Consider the following 21,578-nt stretch of genomic DNA (forward strand, 5'->3'; position numbering starts at 1 on the left):
ATGACCTTTGGCCCTGAAACCATTGTTGTTTTGTGAAAGGCTAACCGCATTAATAGTCACTACTTTAATAGTAACTACACTGCCACTGGCTCTGAAAGACTCTGGTTCTGTAAACCCACAGTGAGGTCGGTTATGGCAAGGTCGGTTCATACATCGTTTAGGATAAGCTCTATGTCACCCTTTATGCGCATTCTCGCCGCCATCATTGGCCTCGCCTTGCTGGTGTTCTTTTTCTGGATTGGTCTGTTTCTGGTGTTGGCGCTGGCCGCTGTCGGCATTGGCCTGGCGATCATCAACGCCGTCAAGATGAAAATCACCGGCCGGCCGCTGTTTGCGTCGCGTTTCAAAAAAGCCTACGAAGAAGCTCAGCGCCGACAGGGCCAGGCGAATGGACAGGGGCCCGGGGCTAACCGGGGCCACCAGGTTATCGAAGGAGAAGTGGTCGACGAACAGAATAAAGACGCGTCCGACCAGCAGCGCTGATCAGTCCAGCTCTGCCGCCTCTTCGATTTTGGCTTTCGGAATCAACCGGCTGAACGCCAGGCCGAGTTCAAACAACAGCCACATCGGCACCGCCAGTATGGTTTGCGAGATCATGTCCGGCGGTGTCACCAGCATGCCAAAAACAAAACAACTGACAAAAATGTAAGGCCGCTTGGCCGCCAGTGAGTCGACCGAGACAATGCCTGCGCGCACCAGCAGGAAAGTTGCGATCGGAATTTCAAAGGCGATCCCGAACGCAAAGAAAAGTTTCAGACAGAAATCGAGCACGTTGCCGATGTCGGGCATTAAGTTGATGTTTTCCGGCCCCACCGAGGTGAAAAAGCCAAACACCAGCGGTAGCACCACGAAGTACACAAAGCTCACCCCCGCATAAAACAGCAGCACGCTGGAGATAAACAACGGCACCGCGACCCGGCGCTCATGTTTATACAACGCCGGCGCAATGAAGCCCCAGATCTGGTGCAACAGGTAGGGCACCGAGATAAACACGGCCAGTACGATGGTCAGCTTCAGCGGTACGAAGAACGGCGAGGTCACCCCGGTGGCGATCAGTTGGCCGCTTTCGGGCAGTAACACTTCCAGCGGTTTGACCAGAATCATGTAGAGGTCACCGGCCAAAAAGTACAGACCCAGAAAAACCACAAAAACGACAACTATGGAGCGCATCATGCGGTCGCGCAGTTCTTTCAGGTGCGCGACCAGGGGCATGGTGGAATCTTCAGGGTTTTCGGACTTCATCGTCGGGCCTGGTATCGGAGTGGGTGGTGGGGGCGTCGGCAGTGGTGTCAGTATCCTGAGGGACACGGGCTCGGGCGGCCGCGTCGTTATTCACCTTACGTCTCAGCGCTGCTTCGGCCTGAATGTCGCCTTCCAGTTCGGCCTGGGCGGTTTCATCCAGCGCGGACCGGGGAGCAATGGACGGCACTTCCGCGTCTTCATTTTCGTGACGGACGTCACCCGCCCCCGTTTCATCGTTGTTCTTGAAGGTTTGACCTTTGGTCTCGGCGATGATCTTCTTATTCAGTTCATCCAGCCGCACTTCCTGTTCGAGCTGATTTTGCAGCCCGGTCATAAAGCGCCGTGCCTTGCCCACGGTGCGCCCCACTGTGCGCGCCACGCCCGGCAATCGCTCGGGCCCGATCACTACCATGCCGATAACGGCCAGCAGCATCAATTCGGTAAAACCGATGTCGAACATAGTGAGCTCTCAACAGATCAGTAGCGGCCGCCCGGCATGAGCGGGCCATAAAACAGATGGGCGCCCCGGTTAGTGGGCGCTGGTATCGGTCTTCTTGGTGGTTTCCTGTTCGGTTTCGGCAAACTGAGCGTCTTTCTTTTCCAAAGATGCTTTTTTCTCGTCTTCGGATTTTTTCTCAGACGCGACGGTTTCTTCGTCGTTTTCGTTTACCGCTTTCTTGAAGCTCTTAATGGCACTGCCCATATCACCGCCCAGGCCTTTCAGGCGCTTGGTGCCGAAAATAAGCAGTACGATGGCCAGAACAATCAACAGTTGCCAGATAGAAATGCCGCCAAAACCCATGATGCTACCCTCTTAAGATGTCTTCAGCCCCCGAGTGCCGGTGGCTATCTGATAATGTGCAACTCAATTTCTCTATTTGCGCTCAGACCGGGGGGTCAGGTCAAGTGCTCAATCGGTTGAGCGCGATGCTTTTTCGTCGAGTCCGGACAATCCGAAGCGCCGCGCCAGCTCGTCGGTGACATCCGCAGGCGACAAATCCAGCTGTGCCAGCATCACCAGCGTATGAAACCACAAATCGGCCGTCTCTGAGATGACCTTGTCGTTCAACGAGGGGTCAGCCGCCGCGTTTTTCGCCGCCAAAATCGTCTCTACCGACTCTTCCCCGACTTTTTCCAGTATTTTATCCAACCCCTTGGCATACAGGGAAGCAACGTAGGAATCATCCGCACTGACTCCCTTGCGGGCCTCCAGAGTGTCGGCCAATTGTTGCAGAACGTCCATCATATGACACAACCTTTAACGTTTTGTTGCAGCGTTCGTTTAACCAAGTTTCAGTGTTCAATGAGTGGCTATGGTCCGCGTCGGCTGCCGGTGATGCTTCTGCGGGGTCGGCGTGAACCCGTCCATGGGGCCTAGACCGCAACATCCATGTTGCGGACTTCCCCGCAGAAGCATCACCGGCATCCGCCACTTGCATCGCGCAAAACGCCGAAACTTAATACCTAATTATGGCCACAGTAATAAAACAGCCCCAACAGCCAACCCGACCCACTGACCCGTCGACAAGCTCTGCAGCCAGACCGCGGGGGAGGGGATCAGAATCACGCCGGCCAGCAGGATCGCCGCGCCGAGACGGCGTACAAAGCGACGCTGTCCTTGCTTGCGTTCCTTGCGACCGGCCTCCAACTGAGCATTGATGCGTTGTTCGACACCCCCGATCTTACGCAGATTCATCAGCGTATCGTGCACCAGGTCCGGCATTTGCGGGGCTTTTGCCAGCCAACTCGGGCCATGCTGGCGCAGGGTGTTGATGAACCGTTTGGGGCCCACTTGCTCGCGCACCCAGTTTTCCAGGAACGGTTTGGCCGTCGCCCACAGATCCAGCTGGGGGTAGAGCTGGCGGCCCAGGCCTTCGATGTTGAGCAGGGTTTTCTGCAGCAGCACCAGTTGCGGCTGCACCGTCATGTCGAAGCGTTGTGCGGTCTGGAACAACCGCACCAGCAGCAAGCCGAAGGATATTTCAGCCAGCGGCTTCTCGAAAATGGGTTCGCAAACGCTGCGAATCGCCGACTCGAATTCATTAACCCGGGTATGGGCGGGTACCCAACCGGATTCGACGTGCAGTTCGGCTACCCGATAATAATCGCGGTTAAAGAATGCCAGCAGGTTTTGGGCAAGATAGCTCTGGTCCTCGCGCGACAGCGAGCCGACGATGCCGCAATCGATGCCAATGTACTGGGGTGAATCAGGGTTGTCGCGACTGACAAAAATATTGCCGGGGTGCATGTCGGCATGAAAGAACGAATCGCGAAACACCTGGGTAAAGAAGATCTCGACACCGCGCTCGGCCAGCACCTTCATGTTGATGCCAGCGGCGTTCAGCGCATCGATGTCCGATACTGGAATGCCGCTGATTCGCTCCATCACCAACACATTCTTGCGCGTGTAGTCCCAGTGTACCCATGGGATGTACAGGGAATCGGAACCATCAAAGTTGCGCCGCAACGCGGCCATGTTGGCGCCTTCGCGCAACAGGTCCAGTTCGTCGAGAATGGTGCGACGGAAGTCTTCGACCACTTCAGCCGGGCGCAGGCGGCGACCGTCGGGAATGGTCATCACCAGCCGGGCCATCAGATCCATCAGCCGCAAATCTTTCGAGATTACCCGGCGAATACCGGGCCGAATCACCTTGATCACCACCGACTTCCCATTAGGCAGTGTGGCCGCATGCACCTGAGCAATGGAGGCAGACGCCATGGGCTCCTCAGAGAACTCGGCAAAGAGGGTGTCGACGCTCTCGCCCAGGGCCTCTTCGATCAGGCGTTTGGCACGAACGCCGGGAAAAGACGGCACTCTGTCTTGCAAGTAGGCGAGTTCTGTTGCCATTTCGGCGGGCAACAAATCCCGGCGCGTCGACAGGATCTGACCGAATTTAACAAACACCGGCCCCAGGCTTTCAAGCGCCAGGCGCAGGCGGCGACCCTCACTGCCTTTGGCCGGGATGATCCAGCGCGGCGGGAAGAAGTACTGGCCGAAGCGCAGCAGCCAGGGCACCTGCTGGTGCTGCAGCAGTGTGTCCAGCCGGTAGCGGCTCAGTATCCAGGCAATGCGTATCAGGCGTATCAGCGTCACGATTGGCCCCGGCGGTCAGCGTTTGTATCCACTTGCTGGCGCAGGCGGGCAATGCGGGCGCCGAGACGATCCACCGCCATTCGGGTCTGATGCACTGTCTGGGCATGCTCGCGCCACAGGGAGTTAGGCACCAGCCAGTCGCTTTCTTCACGCAGAAAATTACGCACTGTCCGGTCAAACGACTGCCCCTGGGCTTTGGCCATGCCGCCGAACAGTCGGAGCCCGTCAGCCACAAAATGGGCCGGCAGGTCGCCCAGCCGATCGCCGAGCGCCATTTCCCAGTCGATGTCGAGCGTCGACATGACCTCTTGAAGGGTAAAGAAGGTGCGGGTGTCACCCTGAATGTCAATTTGGTGCACCATCATCGCCTGGGCCCGATCGTCGGCGCGCAGAACGCTGAACAAATCGCGGGCCTTACCGCTGACGCGGGCGTCCGGGTTGACCGGAATCTCGGTCGATAACGTCACTTGCACGGCCTCCGACCCGGTTCCTGCATCGATAAACAGGGCCAGTGTCAGATCCGGTTCTCGTGTGGCCAGAACGATGCTGTGCCCAGCCAGTTTCAGCAGGCGAGTTTGCGCCTGGGCGTCGTAGTGCAGTGCATCGTTGATCAGCCGCTGCAGCGGCCAGAGCCACAAACTCATGCCTTCACACCCCGGTGCAGCGCAACAATGCCGCCGGTCAGGTTGTGGTAGCGTACCTGCACCAGGCCCGCGTCTTCCATCATGGACTTCAGCGTATCCTGATCCGGATGCATGCGAATCGATTCGGCCAGGTATTGGTAGCTATCCGGATCGCCGGTAACGGCGCGGCCAATCAGTGGCAGCGCCTTAAACGAATACACGTCGTAGGCCTTGCTCAGCATGTCGTTGCGTGGCTTGGAAAATTCCAGCACCAGCAGCCGGCCACCCGGCTTAAGTACCCGGTTGAACTCAGACAGCGCCCTGTCTTTATGAGTCACATTACGCAACCCGAAGGCCATGGTGATGACGTCAAAATGGTTGTCCGGAAACGGCAGGGACTCGGCATTGGCCTGCACCGTTTCCAGGTTTCCGGCTATGCCCCTATCGGCCAGCCGGTCGCGGCCCACTTTCAACATGGAGTCGTTAATATCGGCCAACACCACCAGACCATCGGGCCCGACCTTGCGGGCAAAGTCGTAGCTCAGATCCCCGGTGCCGCCGGCGATATCCAGCACCCGGTTGCCACGACGCACGCCCGACAGCTCAATGGTGTATTTCTTCCAGAGCCGGTGCACACCAAACGACATCAGGTCGTTCATCAGGTCGTATTTGGCGGCAACGGAGTGAAATACGTCGGCCACACGCTTTTGTTTTTCGCCGGTGGCGACCGTCTGATAGCCGAAATGCGTGGTATCGTTCGGGGCATCGTTGCCGGATGAGGCTGTGTCTTTCTCTGACATGGAATCTCCGCGGGCCGGTCAGACAAAACAGATGTCGGCCAGACCACTGTAAATGGACTCGTTCCTGATAACTCGAGTTTGAAAGTTCAGTTTTCTACGGTGCGGGAATCCGTGCCAGTCGCCCGGCATGTCTATCCGGGGTCGGCGTGAACCCGTCCATGGGGCCTAGACCGCAACATCCATGTTGCGGACTTCCCCGGATAGACATGCCGGACACCTGGCACTCAATGCAGTGCGAACTTTTAAACTCGAGTTATCAGGAACGCAACTAATAAGACAATGCGGCTATTGTAGCGAGTTAGACTGCCCGGGGCGACTGGTGTTCCTGTCACTGGTCGACCTTTGCTAAACTCGACCTCCCTTACTGATCCTGCTGGAGCCTTACCTTGCGGAATTTTCCCCAGACTCGCCTGCGCCGCCTGCGCGCGCACGACTTCTCGCGCCGCCTGGTGCGCGAACACCGCCTCAGTGTCGACGACCTGATTTACCCGGTGTTTGTGCTCGAAGGCGAGCAACAGCGTGAGGCCGTGCCTTCCATGCCGGGCGTCGAGCGATTGTCGGTCGATCTGCTGGTTGAAGCGGCGGCTGACTGGGTTGCGCTGGGGATTCCCATGCTGGCGTTGTTTCCGGTGGTGCCTGCTGACAAAAAATCACTGCTGGCTGAAGAAGCCTATAATACCGACGGCCTGGCGCAGCGCGCGACCCGGGCGCTCAAAGCGGCTTATCCGGAATTGGGCATCATGTGCGACGTCGCGCTTGACCCGTTCACCACTCACGGGCAGGACGGCATCATCGATGACAGCGGTTATGTACTGAATGACATCACCGTAAAAGCCCTGGTGCTGCAGGCCGTGTCCCAGGCGGAAGCCGGGGCCGATGTGGTCGCCCCGAGCGACATGATGGATGGCCGAATAGGTGCCATTCGCCAGGCGCTGGAAGGCGCCGGGCAGGTGAATACCCAAATCATGGCCTACTCGGCCAAATACGCCTCCAGCTATTATGGCCCATTCCGCGATGCCGTCGGTTCTGCCGGTAACCTGGGCAAAAGCAACAAGGCCAGCTACCAGATGGACCCGGGCAACAGCGATGAAGCCTTGCATGAGGTGGCGCTGGACCTGCAGGAAGGTGCCGATATGGTGATGGTTAAGCCCGGCATGCCTTACCTCGACATCGTTCACCGGGTCAAAACTGAACTGCAGGTACCGACTTTTGCCTACCAGGTCAGCGGAGAGTACGCCATGCATCAGGCGGCGGCGCAGAACGGCTGGCTGGACCTGGATGCGGTGATGATGGAAAGCCTGATGGCGTTTAAACGAGCTGGTGCCGATGGCATTCTGACGTATTTTGCGGTTGCCGCCGCACAAAACCTGGCCAAAAATGGCGGATAACGTCGATTAGACCTTAATTTCAGTGATTGGACCTTGAATTGTGAGCAAACCGCAGTCACTTTGATGGAAACGGACTGTACCGGTCGGCATCGACCACAGTCCAATGGACAGCAGCCGGATTCCTGAGTTAGGCTGCCTGTCGAATTGCGATTTTCGCATCACCCCAATTTCCTATCAGCCAAGAGAACGGTACAGAACCTAATGAGCGAACACATTAAAAACGTCTCTGATGACAGCTTCGAAACCGACGTACTGGGCAACGACAAACCGGTACTGGTCGACTACTGGGCCGAATGGTGTGGCCCCTGCAAAATGATTGCTCCGGTTCTGGAAGAAGTGGCCACCGAATACGCCGACAACATGGTCGTGGCCAAACTGAACATTGATGACAACCCGAACACGCCACCAAAATACGGCATTCGCGGTATCCCAACGCTGATGATGTTTCGCGGTGGTGAAGTAGTGGCGACCAAGGTCGGCGCTCTGTCCAAGACCCAATTGATCGAGTTTATTCAAGGCAATCTGTGATCGAGTGCCCGGGCCGGTTAGTCTGGCCCTGAATACGACCGGGGTGGCCGAAACTTTTCTGGACACCCCTGCCGACTCGGCCTATAGTGCCTTAAACCTGTTTTATCTACGCTTCCAACCACGTCTCCGGGCGGCCTGCCCGATCATCTTCCCAAGACTAATTAAACCGCAAACCCTATGAACCTGAGTGACTTAAAAACCAAACCAGTGCCCGAGCTCTTGGAAATTGCCAAGGGAATGGGACTAGACAACCTGAACCGGTCTCGTAAACAAGATCTGATTTTCACTGTTCTCAAACGTCACGCCAAAAGCGGCGAAGACATCTGGGGCGATGGTGTGTTGGAGATTTTACAGGACGGGTTCGGCTTCCTGCGGTCGGCCACTGCCTCTTACCTGGCGGGCCCCGATGACATTTATGTCTCACCCAGCCAGATTCGACGTTTCAATCTGCGCACCGGTGACACCGTCTCGGGCAAGATCCGGCCGCCGAAGGAAGGCGAGCGCTACTTTGCACTGCTCAAGGTCGACAAGATCAACTATGAGCCGCTGGAAAGTACGCGCAACAAAATCCTGTTCGAGAACCTGACGCCACTGTTCCCGGAAGAGCGCCTGATTCTTGAATCCGGCAATGGCTCAACCGAAGATCTGGCGAACCGCATTCTCGATCTGGTCTCGCCCATCGGCAAAGGTCAGCGTGGCCTGATTGTATCGCCACCAAAAGCCGGTAAAACCCTGATGCTGCAGCACGTTGCCCAGGCGATTACCCGCAACAACCCGGAAACGCACCTGATCGTTCTGCTGATCGATGAACGCCCGGAAGAAGTGACTGACATGCAGCGCTCTGTGCGCGGTGAAGTCATCGCCTCGACCTTCGACGAGCCACCGGCGCGTCACGTTCAGGTCGCGGAAATGGTGATCGAGAAGGCCAAGCGCCTGGTCGAGCACAAGCAGGATGTGGTCATTCTGCTCGACTCCATTACCCGTCTGGCGCGTGCTTACAACACTATTGTACCGAGCTCTGGCAAAGTACTGACCGGTGGTGTCGACGCCCATGCCCTGGAGCGCCCCAAGCGCTTCTTCGGTGCGGCTCGTAACGTCGAGGAAGGCGGTTCACTGACCATTATGGCTACCGCCCTGGTCGACACCGGCTCGAAGATGGACGAAGTGATCTACGAAGAGTTCAAGGGCACCGGTAACATGGAAGTGCACCTGGACCGCAAGATCGCTGAGAAACGCATCTTCCCGGCGATCAACGTGCGCCGTTCCGGCACCCGTCGCGAAGAGTTGCTGACCAGCCCGGAAGAACTGCAGCGTATGTGGATTCTGCGCAAGTTGCTCGCCGAGATGGAAGACGTCGCCGCGATCGACTTCCTGACCAGCAAACTGAAGCAGACCAAGACCAACGACGAGTTCTTCAAATCCATGAAGGGTTGATCGTCTGAGTCTAAAAAAGCCGGAGCCGGTAAACGTCTCCGGCTTTTTTGTGCCTGCGGTTTATTGATCTATCCACCTGAACATTAGTGGACTCAAGATTTGGAGCCCGATTTGGATATAGCGCCATAATTCCGTGTCAGCCACCGGGCCTGCCTATCCGGGGTCGGGCGGGATGCCGCCCACTCAACCCATCCATGGGGCCTAGACCGCAACATCCATGTTGCGGACTTCCCCGGATAGGCAGACCCGGTAGCCAACACTCTGTTCACAGCGAGCTCCAAACCTTGAGTGTATAATCCTTTCTCAATTTTTTAATAAGTAGACCATGCCTGAACTACCCGAAGTCGAAACCACCCGCCGTGGTATTGAACCGCACATTCTGAACCGCCGTATCAGTCGGGTTACGGTTCGCGATGCTCGCCTGCGCTGGCCGGTACCACCGGAACTGTCCGGGCAAGTTCAGGATCAGCGCATTATCGCCACCCACCGGCGGTCCAAATACCTGCTGATCGAGCTGGAGCGCGGCATGCTGATCGTGCATCTGGGCATGTCGGGCAGTGTGCGGGTGTTGCTTGATGATCCGACGCCCGGCAAGCACGATCACATCGACGTTGAGCTCGATAACGGTGTGCGCCTGCGCTACAACGATCCGCGCCGCTTTGGCGCCTGGCTTTATACCGAAGCACCGATTGCCGAGCATGAACTGATCGCACACCTCGGGCCTGAACCACTGACCGATGCGTTTGACGCAGAGTATTTGTTCATAAAAAGTCGCAAACGCACGACGAAGATCAAAACCTTCATCATGGACGCGCGTATTGTTGTTGGCGTGGGGAACATTTACGCCAATGAGGCGCTCTTCCTCAGCGGTATCTATCCGCATAAACCAACAGGGCGAATTACTCGTAAAGAGTGCGAGCTGTTGGTCAGCCATATCAAGCAGGTGCTGGCGTTGGCGATCAGTCAGGGGGGCACGACCCTCCGTGATTTCGTAGGAGGGGATGGCAAGCCAGGTTATTTTGCCCAGTCACTGAATGTCTATGGGCGCACCGGCTTGCCTTGCCACCGGTGTCAGACGCTGATTCGCGAATTTCGAACCAGCAATAGAGGCACCTTTTTCTGCCCCCAATGCCAGACCCGCTGACGCCTTGGAACGCCCGCCTTTTTCAGGAGAACCAAATGAAACTCGAAGACATACGACGCGACTATTTACAGGGTGGCCTGAACCGGGACGATCTCGACGCGAACCCGCTGGCCCAGTTCGAACACTGGATGAGCCAGGCGGTCGAAGCCGACCTGAACGCCGACCCTACCGCCATGGTGCTGGCCACTGTGGATGCCAGCGGCCAGCCCAGCCAGCGTGTCGTGTTGCTTAAAGGCCTGACTGAACAAGGCTTCGTGTTCTACACCAATTACGACAGCCACAAGGGCCGAGACCTGGCCGCCAACCCCAAAGCCAGCCTGCATTTTCCCTGGCTGGCGCTGGAGCGCCAGGTGATCGTATACGGTGAAACGGAGAAACTCTCCCAAGCTGAGTCGGAAGCCTATTTTCACTCCCGGCCACGGGCCAGCCAGATCGGCGCCTGGACCAGCCACCAGAGCCAGAACATCAACTCCCGCGAGGCGCTGGATGGCGCCTTTGAGGAAATGACCAACCGGTTTGGCAACGAGGAGATACCACTGCCCCCATTTTGGGGCGGCTACCGCGTTGTGCCCGAGCGCGTTGAATTCTGGCAAGGCCGCAGCGGTCGCCTGCACGATCGCTTTATGTACGAACGCAAAGGCCAGGTGTGGATGGTGCAGCGATTGCAGCCGTAAATCATTCAGCGATGGCGATGGCTTGACGTGTTTTTGTAGGAGGCCACTTCGTGGGCGACAGGAAGTATCCGGGCCGGTGAATACTGTTATTGCCAGTATTCATTGTCAGCGGTTACTTATGCTCCCTGCCGCTCAGGGGACTGACCTCCTACTTTTACAGCGGCCTAACCGGGGCCTGTGACGCCACAGTAACACCGCCGTATAATTCAGCTTCCACCCGGTAACACTCTGTCTGATTGGTCTTCGCCGTGCGCCCTGGCCGAAATCCGGTTAGCATCCGGGGCTTGAATAACCCGGACCAAGAGCCTCTATGCTGACCTACGCCACCTATCTTGAAGTCGATGACCTCATCAACCTGCAACACCCCAAGTCCGACCCGGAAGAGCACGACGAACTGCTGTTCATTATTATTCATCAGACTTACGAGCTGTGGTTCAAACAGGTTCGGCATGAGCTGGAGTTTTTGGTTGAATTGCTGGATGCCGATGCACTGCCCCGTGCAGATCACACCCTGAAGCGCATCCTGAAAATCTTTAAAACCCTGGTGTCACAGATCGATATTCTGGAGACCATGACGCCGCTTGAGTTCGAAAGCTTCCGCAGTCGGCTCGACACTGCCAGTGGCTTTCAAAGCTATCAGTTCCGGGCCATCGAATTTGCATTGGGCCACAAACGGCCGCAGCCACTGACGTTTCAACCGGAGGGCAGTGTTGGTCGTCAGATGCTGGAAGCCGCCTATCACGACCGGTCTTTGTGGCAGGTGTTTATGCAATTGCTGGCGCGCCGGGGCTACGCGATTCCGGCATCGGTCACTCAGCCTGAGCCGACGGCGGCTACCGAAGCCCATGCCGATGTGCAGGAAGCGTTATTGGCCATCTACCAATCCGACCACCAGTTGGCATCGTTGTGTGAACTGCTGGTCGATCTGGATGAAGGTTTGCAAGAGTGGCGCTACCGGCATGTCAAAATGGTGCAACGTACCATTGGCACCCGGATGGGCAGCGGCGGCTCAAGCGGTGCCGAGTACCTGATCAACACCTTGTTCAAGCCTGTCTTCCCCGATTTGTGGGAAATACGCGCCCGCATTGGTGCGCCTGCTTGAGTCAGGCACTTACATCAAGCCTCTGAATTAAGGTACGGCCTGGTAAAGCTGAGTCAAAAACGCACGAAGGGCAGCCGAACCCGCGGGTGTCATCAGCCAGGCGAGACCGGCGAGGTTCAGCGCTACGGTTACCCAAAACAAGCGGCGAAACGCCGCTTTTTGCGTTTTATGCCGGAAGCGGTGCTGAGCAAGTCGCGCACCTGGCCAGCCACCGAACAGAGCCAGCAAATGCAGGCTGTTTTCGGCAATGCGCCAACGGCCCTTCTGTGCGGCCTCTTTATCCAGGGCATAGGCGGCATAGCACAACAGACTCATGACCAAATACAGCGACACCAGCGTTCTGGGCACCATTCCATTCACATAGGCGATCGCAAGCGCGACCATGAAGACAGACGACGCATAAACCGTCAGTGGGGTAGTGCGCCGATGTGTTGACGTATCGGTCATGGATCTTCGTTTCCCGGTCAGTTTTTTGGCAGTTTCTGTCATCGAACGTTGGCTTCACTGTAAAAGTTACGGTCTGCATGCAACCGCCTATCTTGGTAAAAGCTTGAATATGCTGGTTCAGTGACCACTCGGTGCCAGTGGCAGGCTGGTCAATGAAAACAGAGCTGTTGAGGTGAGTGTGAATTCCAAGACGCCATAGGCTATTCTATTTAGCCAATCGCGTCACCAAGAGGTAGCTGTTGCACCTGCCAACTCTAATCGCCATCACTCTGATCCTGAATGCCCTGCTCGGTTTGTTGATGGTGGTCATTTACGATCTAAGCAAACGCAAACCCTGCTTTCTGCATTGGGCGCTGTCCTGCCTGGTATTCTCGCTGGGCATTGCACTGGCCAGTGCCCGGACCTCGATTGAATTGCCGGTGGTGACTTATGGCCTGGCCAATCTAATGCTATTGGCAGCGCCTGTTCTCGCCATACTGGGCATCCTCGATTTTATTGGGGCCGAGTTGTCGCCGCGAGTGACCCGTAAAACACTGCTGACTGCCGCTGTGCTGGCCGTCGCCGTGCTGGCTGCGAGCTACTCGAATAAAGCGTTCTTCAACGCGGTAACGGCAATGCTGATGGCCGGGTGTTTTGCCACTGGCGCCCTGTGGATTCGTCAGCTTTCACTGCGCAACACCGCACCGCGCCTACTGCTTCTGTCACTCTATATTGCCCACGCTGTCGTCTTACTGGTGCTGGCCGGTTTGTTACTGGGCTCGACTGCAGCGCCTCAAGGCTGGATCTATGAGCTGGTGCTGTCCAGTCACGTTCTGCTGACGACGGGCACCTCAATGCTGTTCCCCTTGCTGGTCTACGTCGCCACCGAACAACGCCTGAAACGTCTGGCCAACCAGGACGAACTCACCCAACTGTTCAATCGACGCGCCTTCTTCAACATTTCTGACGACTTGTTCGACGAGTCGGTTCGAGCCGTTTCCGACTTCAGCGTTCTGATGATCGACCTCGATCATTTTAAACAGGTCAACGATCAATGGGGACACGCCATTGGCGACCATTGCTTGCAACAGACGGCTCAGACACTGCAAGCTCAATTACGAGAGCAGGACATTCTGGCCCGGTTGGGTGGAGAGGAATTTGCGGTCACGTTACCCGGGATCGACGCCGACGAGGCGCGCGACATCGCCCAGCGCCTTTGCCGGTGCCTGGCCCAGAAACCGGTGATGGTCGATGGCCAGGCCATTCAGATTACCGTCAGCGTGGGCGGCGTCCAGCGCAAGAAAGAACACGCTAACGTTCAGGACATGCTGTTGCAGGCTGATCACGCTCTGTACAGCGCCAAGTCAAACGGACGTAACAAGGTTATCTTTCACACCCCCGCTCAGTCGAGCTCGCCCGGGCAGGGTGCGCCTGCCTAGAAGTCAGTAGTCAACCACGCGTTCAAAACCTCCGTAAATAAGCCGCTTTCCGCCGAAAGGCATGGGGTTCACACCTGGGCTTAACTGTGGTTCTGCCATTACCTGAGCCATTCGTTTGTTCCGCACCGCTGTTGTGGACGTGTCGATCGGGTGCAAAGCTCGTTCTGCCAGAAATGGGCGTGGCCAGAAGCCGGCGAACTCTTGCTGGAAAATGTGATCAAGTTGTTGGTTGAGAGTCATCTTTGTGCTTGCGTCCACAGGCCGAAGTGTCAGTCTGGCAGGGGAAAAGTAGCACTGTTTGTCGCCGGGTTGGAAGGCAGAGGCAATACCCGTGACATAACAGGCAACCGCGCTTTGACGGGCCGTGTTTTAGCACGACTTTGGGTATACTCGCCCAACTGACTCACACTCAAGGATTATTGAGATGAAAGGATCTGTTCTGCCGCGCTGGTTTGGCGCTGGGTTGTTGTGGCTATTGACGCTGGCGTTTGCCCAGCCCGCCCTGGCTGAGTTTTATGTGTCCACGGTGTTCGAATCCCAGTACGAAGGTGCGCCTGCTCTGACGTTGAGGTTCACCGAAGCACTGGACCCTCAGACTGACCTCGACGCCTTCGTGACGATACAGCCCGCGCCGGCCGATGGCAGCTACTGGATCAGCAATGACGGCGGAGTCAGTTGGACACTTCCGTTTGTGGAGCCCAGTACCACGTATCAGATCCGCATTTCCGGCAAACCCCGGTCGGTCGACAACCAGCGCCTGACCACAGAGTCGGTCGTGGCCGACAATGCGATGAACGGACAGTCAGACCAGTGGCAGATCACCACCCGGCCGATGGTGGCCTCGGCCAGCTTTGCCAGCCAGGGGGAGTTGCTGGTGGGCGATATTCAAAACGGTTTGCCGGTTACAGTGGTGAACCAGAGTGAGGTCGAGCTCGACGTGTTTCGGGTACGAGACGACCGGCTTGAAGCCTTTCTGGCCTATACGTTTTATTCGGGCCGAACCTATTACTCTACGCTCAATGAGCTCGATGACTACGCCGATCTGGCGCACAGTGCTCGCTACCAGGTAGACCCGCGAAGCAACACACGCACCAGCGTCAACCTGAACCTCGACCCGGTACTGGACGAGCATGACAGCGGCTTCTTTGTAGCCGTGTTGCGTCAGCCGGGCGACTATGACTACCAGTTTGATACCCGCTTTTTTACCCTGTCGGACCTCGGTCTGCATGCACGCGTTTACGGCCGTGAAATTCAGGTGCAACTGAACGCCATTAGCAGCGGCGAGCCGCTGGAAGGCGTTGAACTGACCTATTACTGGCACGAACAAAACCGGTCTGGCTACACCCGAGTAGCGCGCACCGATGAGCAAGGGCAACACCGCCTGGAAACCAACGACCAGCCCCGGCTGATCGTTGCACGCCAGGGCAACCAGACCAGCTATGTCCGGCTCGACCGGGCGGCACTGGACCTGTCAGCCTACAGCAACGTTACCGAACGCCACCGCGATCAGCAGAGCTTTCTCTACGGTCCGCGAGACCTGTATCGGCCTGGCGAACAGGTGCAAATCAATATGCTGCGTCGCGATTACGATGGCCAGCCGATCGCCAACCCGACCCTGGAAGCCCACCTGTACGATCCCCGTGGCCGCAAGATTGAAGACATTGCCTGGCGCGCGGGCCCCTCTGGCCTGTACCAGCACAGCCTGACCTTGCCCGACGATGCCGCCACCGGCACCTGGCAATGGATCGTCGAACCCGACCGTGCGGTACAGCGCGAGACCTACAACTTTCAGGTCGAGACGTTTTTGCCTGAAAGGATGACGCTGTCGTTTTTCCCCGGCGGTACCGACCGCATGCCGCGCCTGAGCACCCTGCCCGCTGACATTCCTGTTCAGGGCGACTACTTGTATGGCGCACCGGCAGCCGGTAATGAGGTTGACGCCCTGGCGACCGTACGCCCGATCACCCGGGTGTTTGAGCAATGGCCCAACCTCACCGTCGGTGACGCCCGCCAGCCGCTGGATACCGACACCCTGAGCCTGACCGCCATTACCCTCGATGGCACCGGGGCCGGGCAACTGACCCTGCCCGACGCCTGGAGCAATACGGATGTGCCACTGGCGTTTAATGTCGCTGGCAGCTTGTATGAAAGTGGCGGCCGACCGGTCACGCGGAACCAGCAACTGATCCTGATGCCACCCGTCGAAACGCTGGTGGGCATTGAGCCCCTGTTTCAGGACCGGCCAGCCGCGAACGCTGACGTCGGCTTTAAAGTCTTCGCACTGTCAAAAGACGGCGCAGCCATTGATGGCGAGGTAAGCGTTCAGCTGTTTCGCGATCATCGTGAATATTACTGGTGGTTCGACGAGGATAACGGCTGGAGCTGGCGATATGACGCGAACCGCTATGTCACCGAGTCCCGCACCCTGACAACAACCGAAGACGGCGTTGAGGTTCAGCTACCAGTGCAATGGGGCGATTACGAACTGCGCGTGACCCACGAAGGCGGTGCGCGCTCGGTCTACTACTTCCGAACCCAGTACAGTGGTTACAGCGATGCGGACTCGTCAGTGGTACGACCCGATCAGATTCCGCTGACGCTGGATCAGGATGCCTACGAACCCGGTGAAACCGCCACATTGCGCGTGATTGCTCCAGCGGCAGGGCGTGCGCTGATCAACGTTGAAAGCCAGGCCGGAGTCCTGTACTCGACACACCAGGACCTCGAAGCGGGTGAATCGGAAATTACCTTGCCGACGGATACCCACTGGAATCGCCACGACCTGTATGTGTCGCTGATGTTGCTGACCCCGGCCAATCAGGTCACTGAGGTCGCCCCGAAACGCACCCTGGGGCTGATTCACCTGCCCATGCAGCGACCAGACCGTGAATTCGAGGTGACCGTTAGCGCGCCTGACCGGATGGAGCCAAACCAACCTATCAAGGCCGAAATAACGGTTGAGAATGCCGATGACTTCGCCGGCCAGAGACTGTATGCCACCGTGGCGCTGGTCGATATGGGCGTGCTTAACATTACCCGCTATCAGCGGCCCCAACCGGAACAGTTCTTCTTTTCACCGCGCCGGTTCGAGGCCCAGTACCAGGATGTGTATCACCGCATCATCAATAACCTCGGGCTCGACATGGTGCGCCAGCGGTTCGGCGGCGGTTTTGCAGAAAGTGACGATGCGCTGTCGCGCGGCGGCGAGGAACCGAAGAGCGATGTGCGCATCCTGTCGTACCTGTCGGAACCGGTCGAGTTTATCGATGGTCAGGCTGAGGTCAGCTTTGATCTGCCCGACTTCAATGGCCGGTTGAAGTGGATGGTCGTTGCCTGGGGTGAACGCAGCTTTGGCAGCACCGAAGCCGAAACCCAGGTCGCCGACCGACTAGTAGTCGAGGCCGCACTGCCGCGTTTTATGGGGTTTGGCGACCAAAGCACCCTGGCTCTGGATGTTCACAACCTCTCCGGAGCCGATCAGGATCTGTCGGTCGACATCGCCATCGGTGGTGCGATCAGCGCTAGCGAGCCGGCTGACCGGCTAACTTTGAAAGACGGCGAGAAAACCACGCTGCGCATTGCGCTCAATGCCGGGCACGAGACCGGCACTGGCGACATCGCCGTGCGCCTGAGCAATGGCGATGATCTCGACATCAACCGAACCTGGTCGCTCGGCGTGCGCAGCGCCCACCCCTGGCAGACCCGGTATGAGCGCACCCGCATCGACGCACAAACGCTGTGGCAACCCGAACCGCGCACCGACGACCTGATCGCCGATACCGTTCAGGCGCAACTGACCCTGTCGAACCGGCCCGCCATCGATTTCGCCGAGCATTTGCGAGCCCTGCTGCATTACCCTTACGGTTGCCTGGAGCAAACCATCAGTTCGACCTACCCCTGGCTGCTGATAAACCCGCAACTGGCCCGGGATCTTGGCTTGGTGCAGGCTCTGGAAAGCCGGTTCGAGGAACCCTACACCGAGGCGTTCCGACGCACTCAAATTGAAACCGGCCTGGCCCGCACACTGGCCAAGCAGAAGGATTCCGGGCTCTTTGGTTATTGGGATTCGGGTTCAGTCGATGCGCACTGGGGCACCGTCTATGCAGCCGATTTGCTGGTCGACGCCCGCCGCCTCGGCATGCCCGTCGATGCCGACCGGCTCGACCGCACGCTGACTACGCTGCAGGGCCTGCTGCGCGGCTCACTCGGTGTTACCGGTTGGAGCGATGACGCCGCGTATCAGCAGTTCGCCGTGCGCGCCTATGCCGCTTCCGTATTGGCTAAAGCGGGACAGGGGTCTCTCAGTGACGTGCGCCGGCTCTACGATCAGGCGCTTGAACGTGACTACGATCAGTCGGGCCTGGGCTGGATGCAGCTGGCCGTCGCCCTTGAAACCGAGGGCGATACTCAGCGGGCCGCCGTTGCCGCCGACAAGGGCATGACCGTGCAACGTGAGCGTCATCGCTATTACAGCGATTACGGCAGCCCGTTGCGCGATGCGGCACTGACGCTGGCACTGGCCCTTGAACACGGCTTCGAAGCCGGGCCTTTGTGGCAACGTGTGCCCGATCTGATGCGTGAAAAACAGTGGTTCAGCACCCAGGAGCGCGTCGCACTGGCCAAACTGGCGCTCCAGTTCTCAGCCCGAGCCGAACCCTGGCAAGCGACGCTCAAACTCGACTCGCTCGATCAGCGTCTGGACCGGAAAGGGGCCTTCAATACGCTGATCGATGGCGATCAACTGGCCAGCTTGCGGGGTATTGAAGCCGGCGATCAGCCCATCTACGCCAGCCTGGTCTACAGCGGAGCACCGCTTGAAGCGCCCGAGCCCTATGCCCAAACGTTGCGAGTGGAGCGCGACACCTATGATATTCAGGGTGAGCCGCTCGACATCACCGAGCCGCTGACCACCGGGGATCTGGTCATCGTACGCCTGTCGGTCACCAGTGAGGCCCGGGTGCCCGAAGCCTTGCTGGTCGATCTGCTGCCGGCGGGACTGGAGATCGAAAACCAGAACCTGGCCAACGCCAGTGTGAACCTCGATGACGTGCGCATCGACGGCGATTCGGTCGGCGACTATTTCCGCAACCGGGTGGCCTATGAAGAAGTTCGCGACGACCGTTATGTCGCGGCTCTGGATGTCTCCGAATGGCAGGGCCAGGTGCTGTACTACCTGGCTCGTGCGGTGACGCCCGGCGAGTACGCCATACCCGGCGCTTATGTGGAAGATATGTACCGGCCGGATATCCAGAGCCTGGGTCGCTCGCCCGGCCGTCTGGTCGTGTTGCCACGCTGATGTTCAGCCTGGCCCGCTTCAGGCAGCGCCGGTGGATCGTCGCTTTGGGGATCCCCGGCGGGCTGATGGTGTTGGCCGCTGCTGCCATGATGGTGATCGACCGGATCGCTCCGGTTGATCTGACGCCACGACCGGGCAGTCAGGTAGTCACCACCACTGAGGGGGAGTTGTTACGGGCCTTCGCCGATGCAGAGGGTGTCTGGCGTTACCCGGTGTCCCTGGCCGATGTCTCGCCCTATTACCTGGAAGCGCTGATCGGCTATGAAGACCGGTTCTTCTACCGCCACCCCGGGGTAAACCCGCTCGCCCTGATCCGCGCGGCTGGTCAGGCGCTCTGGCACGGGGAAGTGGTCTCCGGCGGTTCGACCTTAACCATGCAGGTCGCCCGGATGCGGTACCCGGAACCCCGAACGCTGGCGGGCAAGTTCAAGGAGCTAGTGCGTGCGCTGCAGCTCGACTGGCATTACAGCAAAGCCGAGATTCTCACCTATTACCTGAACCACGCGCCCTTTGGCGGCACGCTTGAAGGCGTTCAGGCGGCTTCGTTGTCGTATCTCGGGTACCCGGCACAAGACCTGACCCGGGCTCAGGCAGCCTTGCTGGCCGTCTTGCCCCAGGCCCCCAGCCGGTACCGGCCGGATCGCCACCCGGAGCGAGCAGAGGCGGCCCGGAACAAGCTGATGCAACGCCTGGCCGATTACGGCGTCTGGTCGGCACAGAGCGTCGCCGATGCGCGCCAGGAGCGCGTCGTCGCCGTGCCGATTCAGCGCTACCAGACCGCCCCGTTGCTGGCACGGCGGCTGGTCGACTCAGCGGCAACAGAATCGGCACCGGAGCTGACCCGGCTCACCGCCCTGAACCTCGACTGGCAACGCCAGGTTGAGGCACTGGTGCCCGCCTATGTGCAGTCGATCGACCGCCAGGTCTCGGCGGCCGTGATGATCATGGACAACCGCACCGGCCTGGTCAGAACCTACCTGGGCTCTGCCGATTTCACCGACCCGGCCCGGGCCGCTCACGTTGATATGGTCTCAGCGATTCGCTCACCCGGTTCGACCCTCAAACCCTTTATCTACGCTCAGGCGCTGGATCTGGGGCTGGTGCACAGCGCCAGTCTGCTGTTGGATGTACCGCTGCGGTTTGGCGACTACCGGCCGGTGAACTTTACCGGTGGGTTCAGCGGCCCGGTCACGCTGGCCAGTGCCCTGCAACAGAGCCTGAACCTGCCCGCAGTGCAGGTGCTGGAGCAGATCGGCCCGGCGCGGTTTTACCTGGCGCTGCAGCAGGCCGGTGGCGCGCTTGAATTACCCGCCAATGCCCGCCCCAACCTCGCCGTTGCCCTGGGTGGGGTGGGCGCTTCGCTGGAAAGCCTGGTTCGGCTGTATTCAGCACTGGGTCGCGATGGCAAGACAATCAAGCCGCGCTTGTCGCCCTCTGACCCGCGCGTCGAAAGCCCGCTGATGTCAGACGGCGCTGCCTGGATCATCCGCCGATCCCTGCTGGATGCCGACAACGCCCTGCCTGGACTGGCGGTGAAAACCGGCACCAGCTATGGCAACCGGGACAGTTGGGCACTGGCGGTCAGCCAGCATCACACCCTGGGTGTCTGGGTCGGGCAGCCGGATGGGTCAGCGTTGCCCAGCCACTTTGGCCGCCAGACCGCCGTGCCTTTATTGGCGCAAGTCGCGGCCATGGTCGGTGACAACCCGGCGCTGCCAGCCCGGCCTGCCAGTGTGACCCGTGAGACGGTGTGCTGGCCCAGCGGTCAACCCGAGCCTGAGGCATTGTGCGATCAGACTCACCCGGCCTGGGTACTGGACGGCACCCTGCCGCCTACCTGGATGCACAGCCGCGAGGCCAGCCTGAGCTTTAACCGGCCAATCACATCGGTCAACTTAAACGCCGACACCAACCTCCAGGTCCCGCTTGGCTGTGACCTGCCAGCGACCCGAACGCGAGTTGCCCTGTGGCCGACACCGGTGCAAGGCTGGTTAAGGGGAGAGTGGCGCAGCCAGGCAAGACTGCCCGGTGTCGACCCGCGTTGCCCGCCAGAACTGGTGTCTGTCGCGCTGCAACCACTGGCCCTGAAAGGTGCGTCAGACGGCACCCGGCTAATGGTCGACCCTGAGCAGGGCATCAACCTGGCGCTCTGGGCCGAGGGCGGCCAGCCCCCGTTTCACTGGTACCTGAACGGCGAGCAACTGACCACTCAGGATGCAGAGCTGGAACTCGCGCTGACACCACTGCACCGCTACCAGATCGTACTGGTCGACCACAGTGGTCAGAGTGACCGGATCCAGTTGCAGACACGGGTCCGTTAGTGGTTGTGCCACGAGTTGTCCCGAGTTAACAATTCGCAGACTGAATTGAAATCGGCACCTTTTCCAG

Annotated in this window: 18 protein-coding genes; 10 read left to right on the top strand and 8 right to left on the bottom strand. The window is 58.7% G+C overall.

Going from position 1 to position 21,578, the window contains the following annotated elements; genetic code table 11:
• Positions 1-171 precede the first annotated feature (171 nt).
• Complete coding sequence (locus G565_RS0106630) at positions 172-483, top strand: hypothetical protein (protein WP_028670229.1); 312 nt, start codon at positions 172-174, stop codon at positions 481-483.
• Here G565_RS0106630 and tatC read toward each other — a convergent pair whose 3' ends face one another.
• From tatC to ubiE, 7 genes are all read right to left on the bottom strand, one after another.
• The gene (gene tatC / locus G565_RS0106635; protein ID WP_028670230.1) at positions 484-1,242 is read right to left on the bottom strand and encodes a twin-arginine translocase subunit TatC; all 759 of its coding nucleotides are present in this window, start codon (positions 1,240-1,242) and stop codon (positions 484-486) included. It lies immediately after the preceding gene.
• On the bottom strand, positions 1,223-1,702 hold the full coding sequence (gene tatB / locus G565_RS25860) for a Sec-independent protein translocase protein TatB (protein WP_051207501.1): 480 nt from the start codon (positions 1,700-1,702) through the stop codon (positions 1,223-1,225). The genes tatC and tatB overlap by 20 nt, the downstream gene beginning before the upstream one ends.
• 69 nt (positions 1,703-1,771) lie before the next feature.
• Positions 1,772-2,044 (bottom strand): twin-arginine translocase TatA/TatE family subunit, encoded by a 273-nt coding sequence (gene tatA / locus G565_RS0106645; protein ID WP_028670231.1) that lies wholly within the window; start codon positions 2,042-2,044, stop codon positions 1,772-1,774.
• 108 nt (positions 2,045-2,152) lie between these two features.
• Positions 2,153-2,488, bottom strand: coding sequence for a phosphoribosyl-ATP diphosphatase (locus tag G565_RS0106650; protein WP_028670232.1), 336 nt, complete (start codon positions 2,486-2,488; stop codon positions 2,153-2,155).
• Between the two features lie 222 nt (positions 2,489-2,710).
• Positions 2,711-4,336, bottom strand: coding sequence for a ubiquinone biosynthesis regulatory protein kinase UbiB (ubiB, locus tag G565_RS0106655; RefSeq protein ID WP_028670233.1), 1,626 nt, complete (start codon positions 4,334-4,336; stop codon positions 2,711-2,713).
• A complete protein-coding gene (locus G565_RS25865) occupies positions 4,333-4,980 on the bottom strand; it encodes a ubiquinone biosynthesis accessory factor UbiJ (protein ID WP_051207502.1) in 648 nt (215 codons plus the stop codon). Before G565_RS25865 ends, ubiB begins: the two co-directional genes overlap by 4 nt.
• Positions 4,977-5,759: a bifunctional demethylmenaquinone methyltransferase/2-methoxy-6-polyprenyl-1,4-benzoquinol methylase UbiE gene (gene ubiE / locus G565_RS0106665; RefSeq protein ID WP_028670234.1), complete on the bottom strand. Its 783-nt coding sequence runs from the start codon at positions 5,757-5,759 to the stop codon at positions 4,977-4,979. The genes G565_RS25865 and ubiE overlap by 4 nt, the downstream gene beginning before the upstream one ends.
• Before the next feature lie 386 nt (positions 5,760-6,145).
• Between ubiE and hemB the strand changes: the two genes are divergently transcribed.
• The 6 genes from hemB to G565_RS0106695 all read left to right on the top strand — a co-directional run bounded on the left by hemB (position 6,146) and on the right by G565_RS0106695 (position 12,029).
• On the top strand, positions 6,146-7,147 hold the full coding sequence (gene hemB / locus G565_RS0106670) for a porphobilinogen synthase (protein ID WP_028670235.1): 1,002 nt from the start codon (positions 6,146-6,148) through the stop codon (positions 7,145-7,147).
• A gap of 201 nt (positions 7,148-7,348) precedes the next feature.
• Positions 7,349-7,675 (top strand): thioredoxin TrxA, encoded by a 327-nt coding sequence (trxA, locus tag G565_RS0106675; RefSeq protein WP_028670236.1) that lies wholly within the window; start codon positions 7,349-7,351, stop codon positions 7,673-7,675.
• Positions 7,676-7,852: 177 nt separating this feature from the next.
• A complete protein-coding gene (gene rho / locus G565_RS0106680; protein WP_028670237.1) occupies positions 7,853-9,109 on the top strand; it encodes a transcription termination factor Rho in 1,257 nt (418 codons plus the stop codon).
• 325 nt (positions 9,110-9,434) lie between these two features.
• A complete protein-coding gene (gene mutM, locus G565_RS0106685; protein ID WP_028670238.1) occupies positions 9,435-10,253 on the top strand; it encodes a bifunctional DNA-formamidopyrimidine glycosylase/DNA-(apurinic or apyrimidinic site) lyase in 819 nt (272 codons plus the stop codon).
• Positions 10,254-10,288: 35 nt separating this feature from the next.
• Complete coding sequence (gene pdxH, locus G565_RS0106690; protein ID WP_028670239.1) at positions 10,289-10,927, top strand: pyridoxamine 5'-phosphate oxidase; 639 nt, start codon at positions 10,289-10,291, stop codon at positions 10,925-10,927.
• A gap of 310 nt (positions 10,928-11,237) precedes the next feature.
• Positions 11,238-12,029: a tryptophan 2,3-dioxygenase gene (locus G565_RS0106695; protein WP_037338059.1), complete on the top strand. Its 792-nt coding sequence runs from the start codon at positions 11,238-11,240 to the stop codon at positions 12,027-12,029.
• Positions 12,030-12,056: 27 nt separating this feature from the next.
• Here the strand turns inward: G565_RS0106695 and G565_RS23265 are convergent, their stop codons facing one another.
• Complete coding sequence (locus G565_RS23265; RefSeq protein ID WP_051207504.1) at positions 12,057-12,476, bottom strand: DUF1294 domain-containing protein; 420 nt, start codon at positions 12,474-12,476, stop codon at positions 12,057-12,059.
• 239 nt (positions 12,477-12,715) lie between these two features.
• Here G565_RS23265 and G565_RS0106710 point away from each other — a divergent pair, with 239 nt between their 5' ends.
• The 3 genes from G565_RS0106710 (at position 12,716) to pbpC (ending at position 21,511) form a co-directional block, all read left to right on the top strand.
• Positions 12,716-13,894: a GGDEF domain-containing protein gene (locus G565_RS0106710; protein WP_028670241.1), complete on the top strand. Its 1,179-nt coding sequence runs from the start codon at positions 12,716-12,718 to the stop codon at positions 13,892-13,894.
• A gap of 424 nt (positions 13,895-14,318) precedes the next feature.
• Positions 14,319-19,190: an alpha-2-macroglobulin family protein gene (locus tag G565_RS0106720; protein WP_028670243.1), complete on the top strand. Its 4,872-nt coding sequence runs from the start codon at positions 14,319-14,321 to the stop codon at positions 19,188-19,190.
• The gene (gene pbpC, locus G565_RS23275) at positions 19,190-21,511 is read left to right on the top strand and encodes a penicillin-binding protein 1C (protein ID WP_037338061.1); all 2,322 of its coding nucleotides are present in this window, start codon (positions 19,190-19,192) and stop codon (positions 21,509-21,511) included. The genes G565_RS0106720 and pbpC overlap by 1 nt, the downstream gene beginning before the upstream one ends.
• Positions 21,512-21,578: the final 67 nt, after the last annotated feature.

The sequence above is a fragment of the Saccharospirillum impatiens DSM 12546 genome (genome assembly GCF_000423605.1).
GTDB lineage: Bacteria > Pseudomonadota > Gammaproteobacteria > Pseudomonadales > Natronospirillaceae > Saccharospirillum > Saccharospirillum impatiens.

Coding starts and splice junctions, on each gene's coding strand:
- G565_RS0106630 (WP_028670229.1), top strand. CDS start 172: ATGTCACCCTTTATGCGCATTCTCGCCGCCATCATTGGCCTCGCCTTG.
- tatC (WP_028670230.1), bottom strand. CDS start 1,242: ATGAAGTCCGAAAACCCTGAAGATTCCACCATGCCCCTGGTCGCGCAC.
- tatB (WP_051207501.1), bottom strand. CDS start 1,702: ATGTTCGACATCGGTTTTACCGAATTGATGCTGCTGGCCGTTATCGGC.
- tatA (WP_028670231.1), bottom strand. CDS start 2,044: ATGGGTTTTGGCGGCATTTCTATCTGGCAACTGTTGATTGTTCTGGCC.
- G565_RS0106650 (WP_028670232.1), bottom strand. CDS start 2,488: ATGATGGACGTTCTGCAACAATTGGCCGACACTCTGGAGGCCCGCAAG.
- G565_RS25865 (WP_051207502.1), bottom strand. CDS start 4,980: ATGAGTTTGTGGCTCTGGCCGCTGCAGCGGCTGATCAACGATGCACTG.
- ubiE (WP_028670234.1), bottom strand. CDS start 5,759: ATGTCAGAGAAAGACACAGCCTCATCCGGCAACGATGCCCCGAACGAT.
- trxA (WP_028670236.1), top strand. CDS start 7,349: ATGAGCGAACACATTAAAAACGTCTCTGATGACAGCTTCGAAACCGAC.
- rho (WP_028670237.1), top strand. CDS start 7,853: ATGAACCTGAGTGACTTAAAAACCAAACCAGTGCCCGAGCTCTTGGAA.
- mutM (WP_028670238.1), top strand. CDS start 9,435: ATGCCTGAACTACCCGAAGTCGAAACCACCCGCCGTGGTATTGAACCG.
- pdxH (WP_028670239.1), top strand. CDS start 10,289: ATGAAACTCGAAGACATACGACGCGACTATTTACAGGGTGGCCTGAAC.
- G565_RS0106695 (WP_037338059.1), top strand. CDS start 11,238: ATGCTGACCTACGCCACCTATCTTGAAGTCGATGACCTCATCAACCTG.
- G565_RS23265 (WP_051207504.1), bottom strand. CDS start 12,476: ATGACCGATACGTCAACACATCGGCGCACTACCCCACTGACGGTTTAT.
- G565_RS0106720 (WP_028670243.1), top strand. CDS start 14,319: ATGAAAGGATCTGTTCTGCCGCGCTGGTTTGGCGCTGGGTTGTTGTGG.
- pbpC (WP_037338061.1), top strand. CDS start 19,190: ATGTTCAGCCTGGCCCGCTTCAGGCAGCGCCGGTGGATCGTCGCTTTG.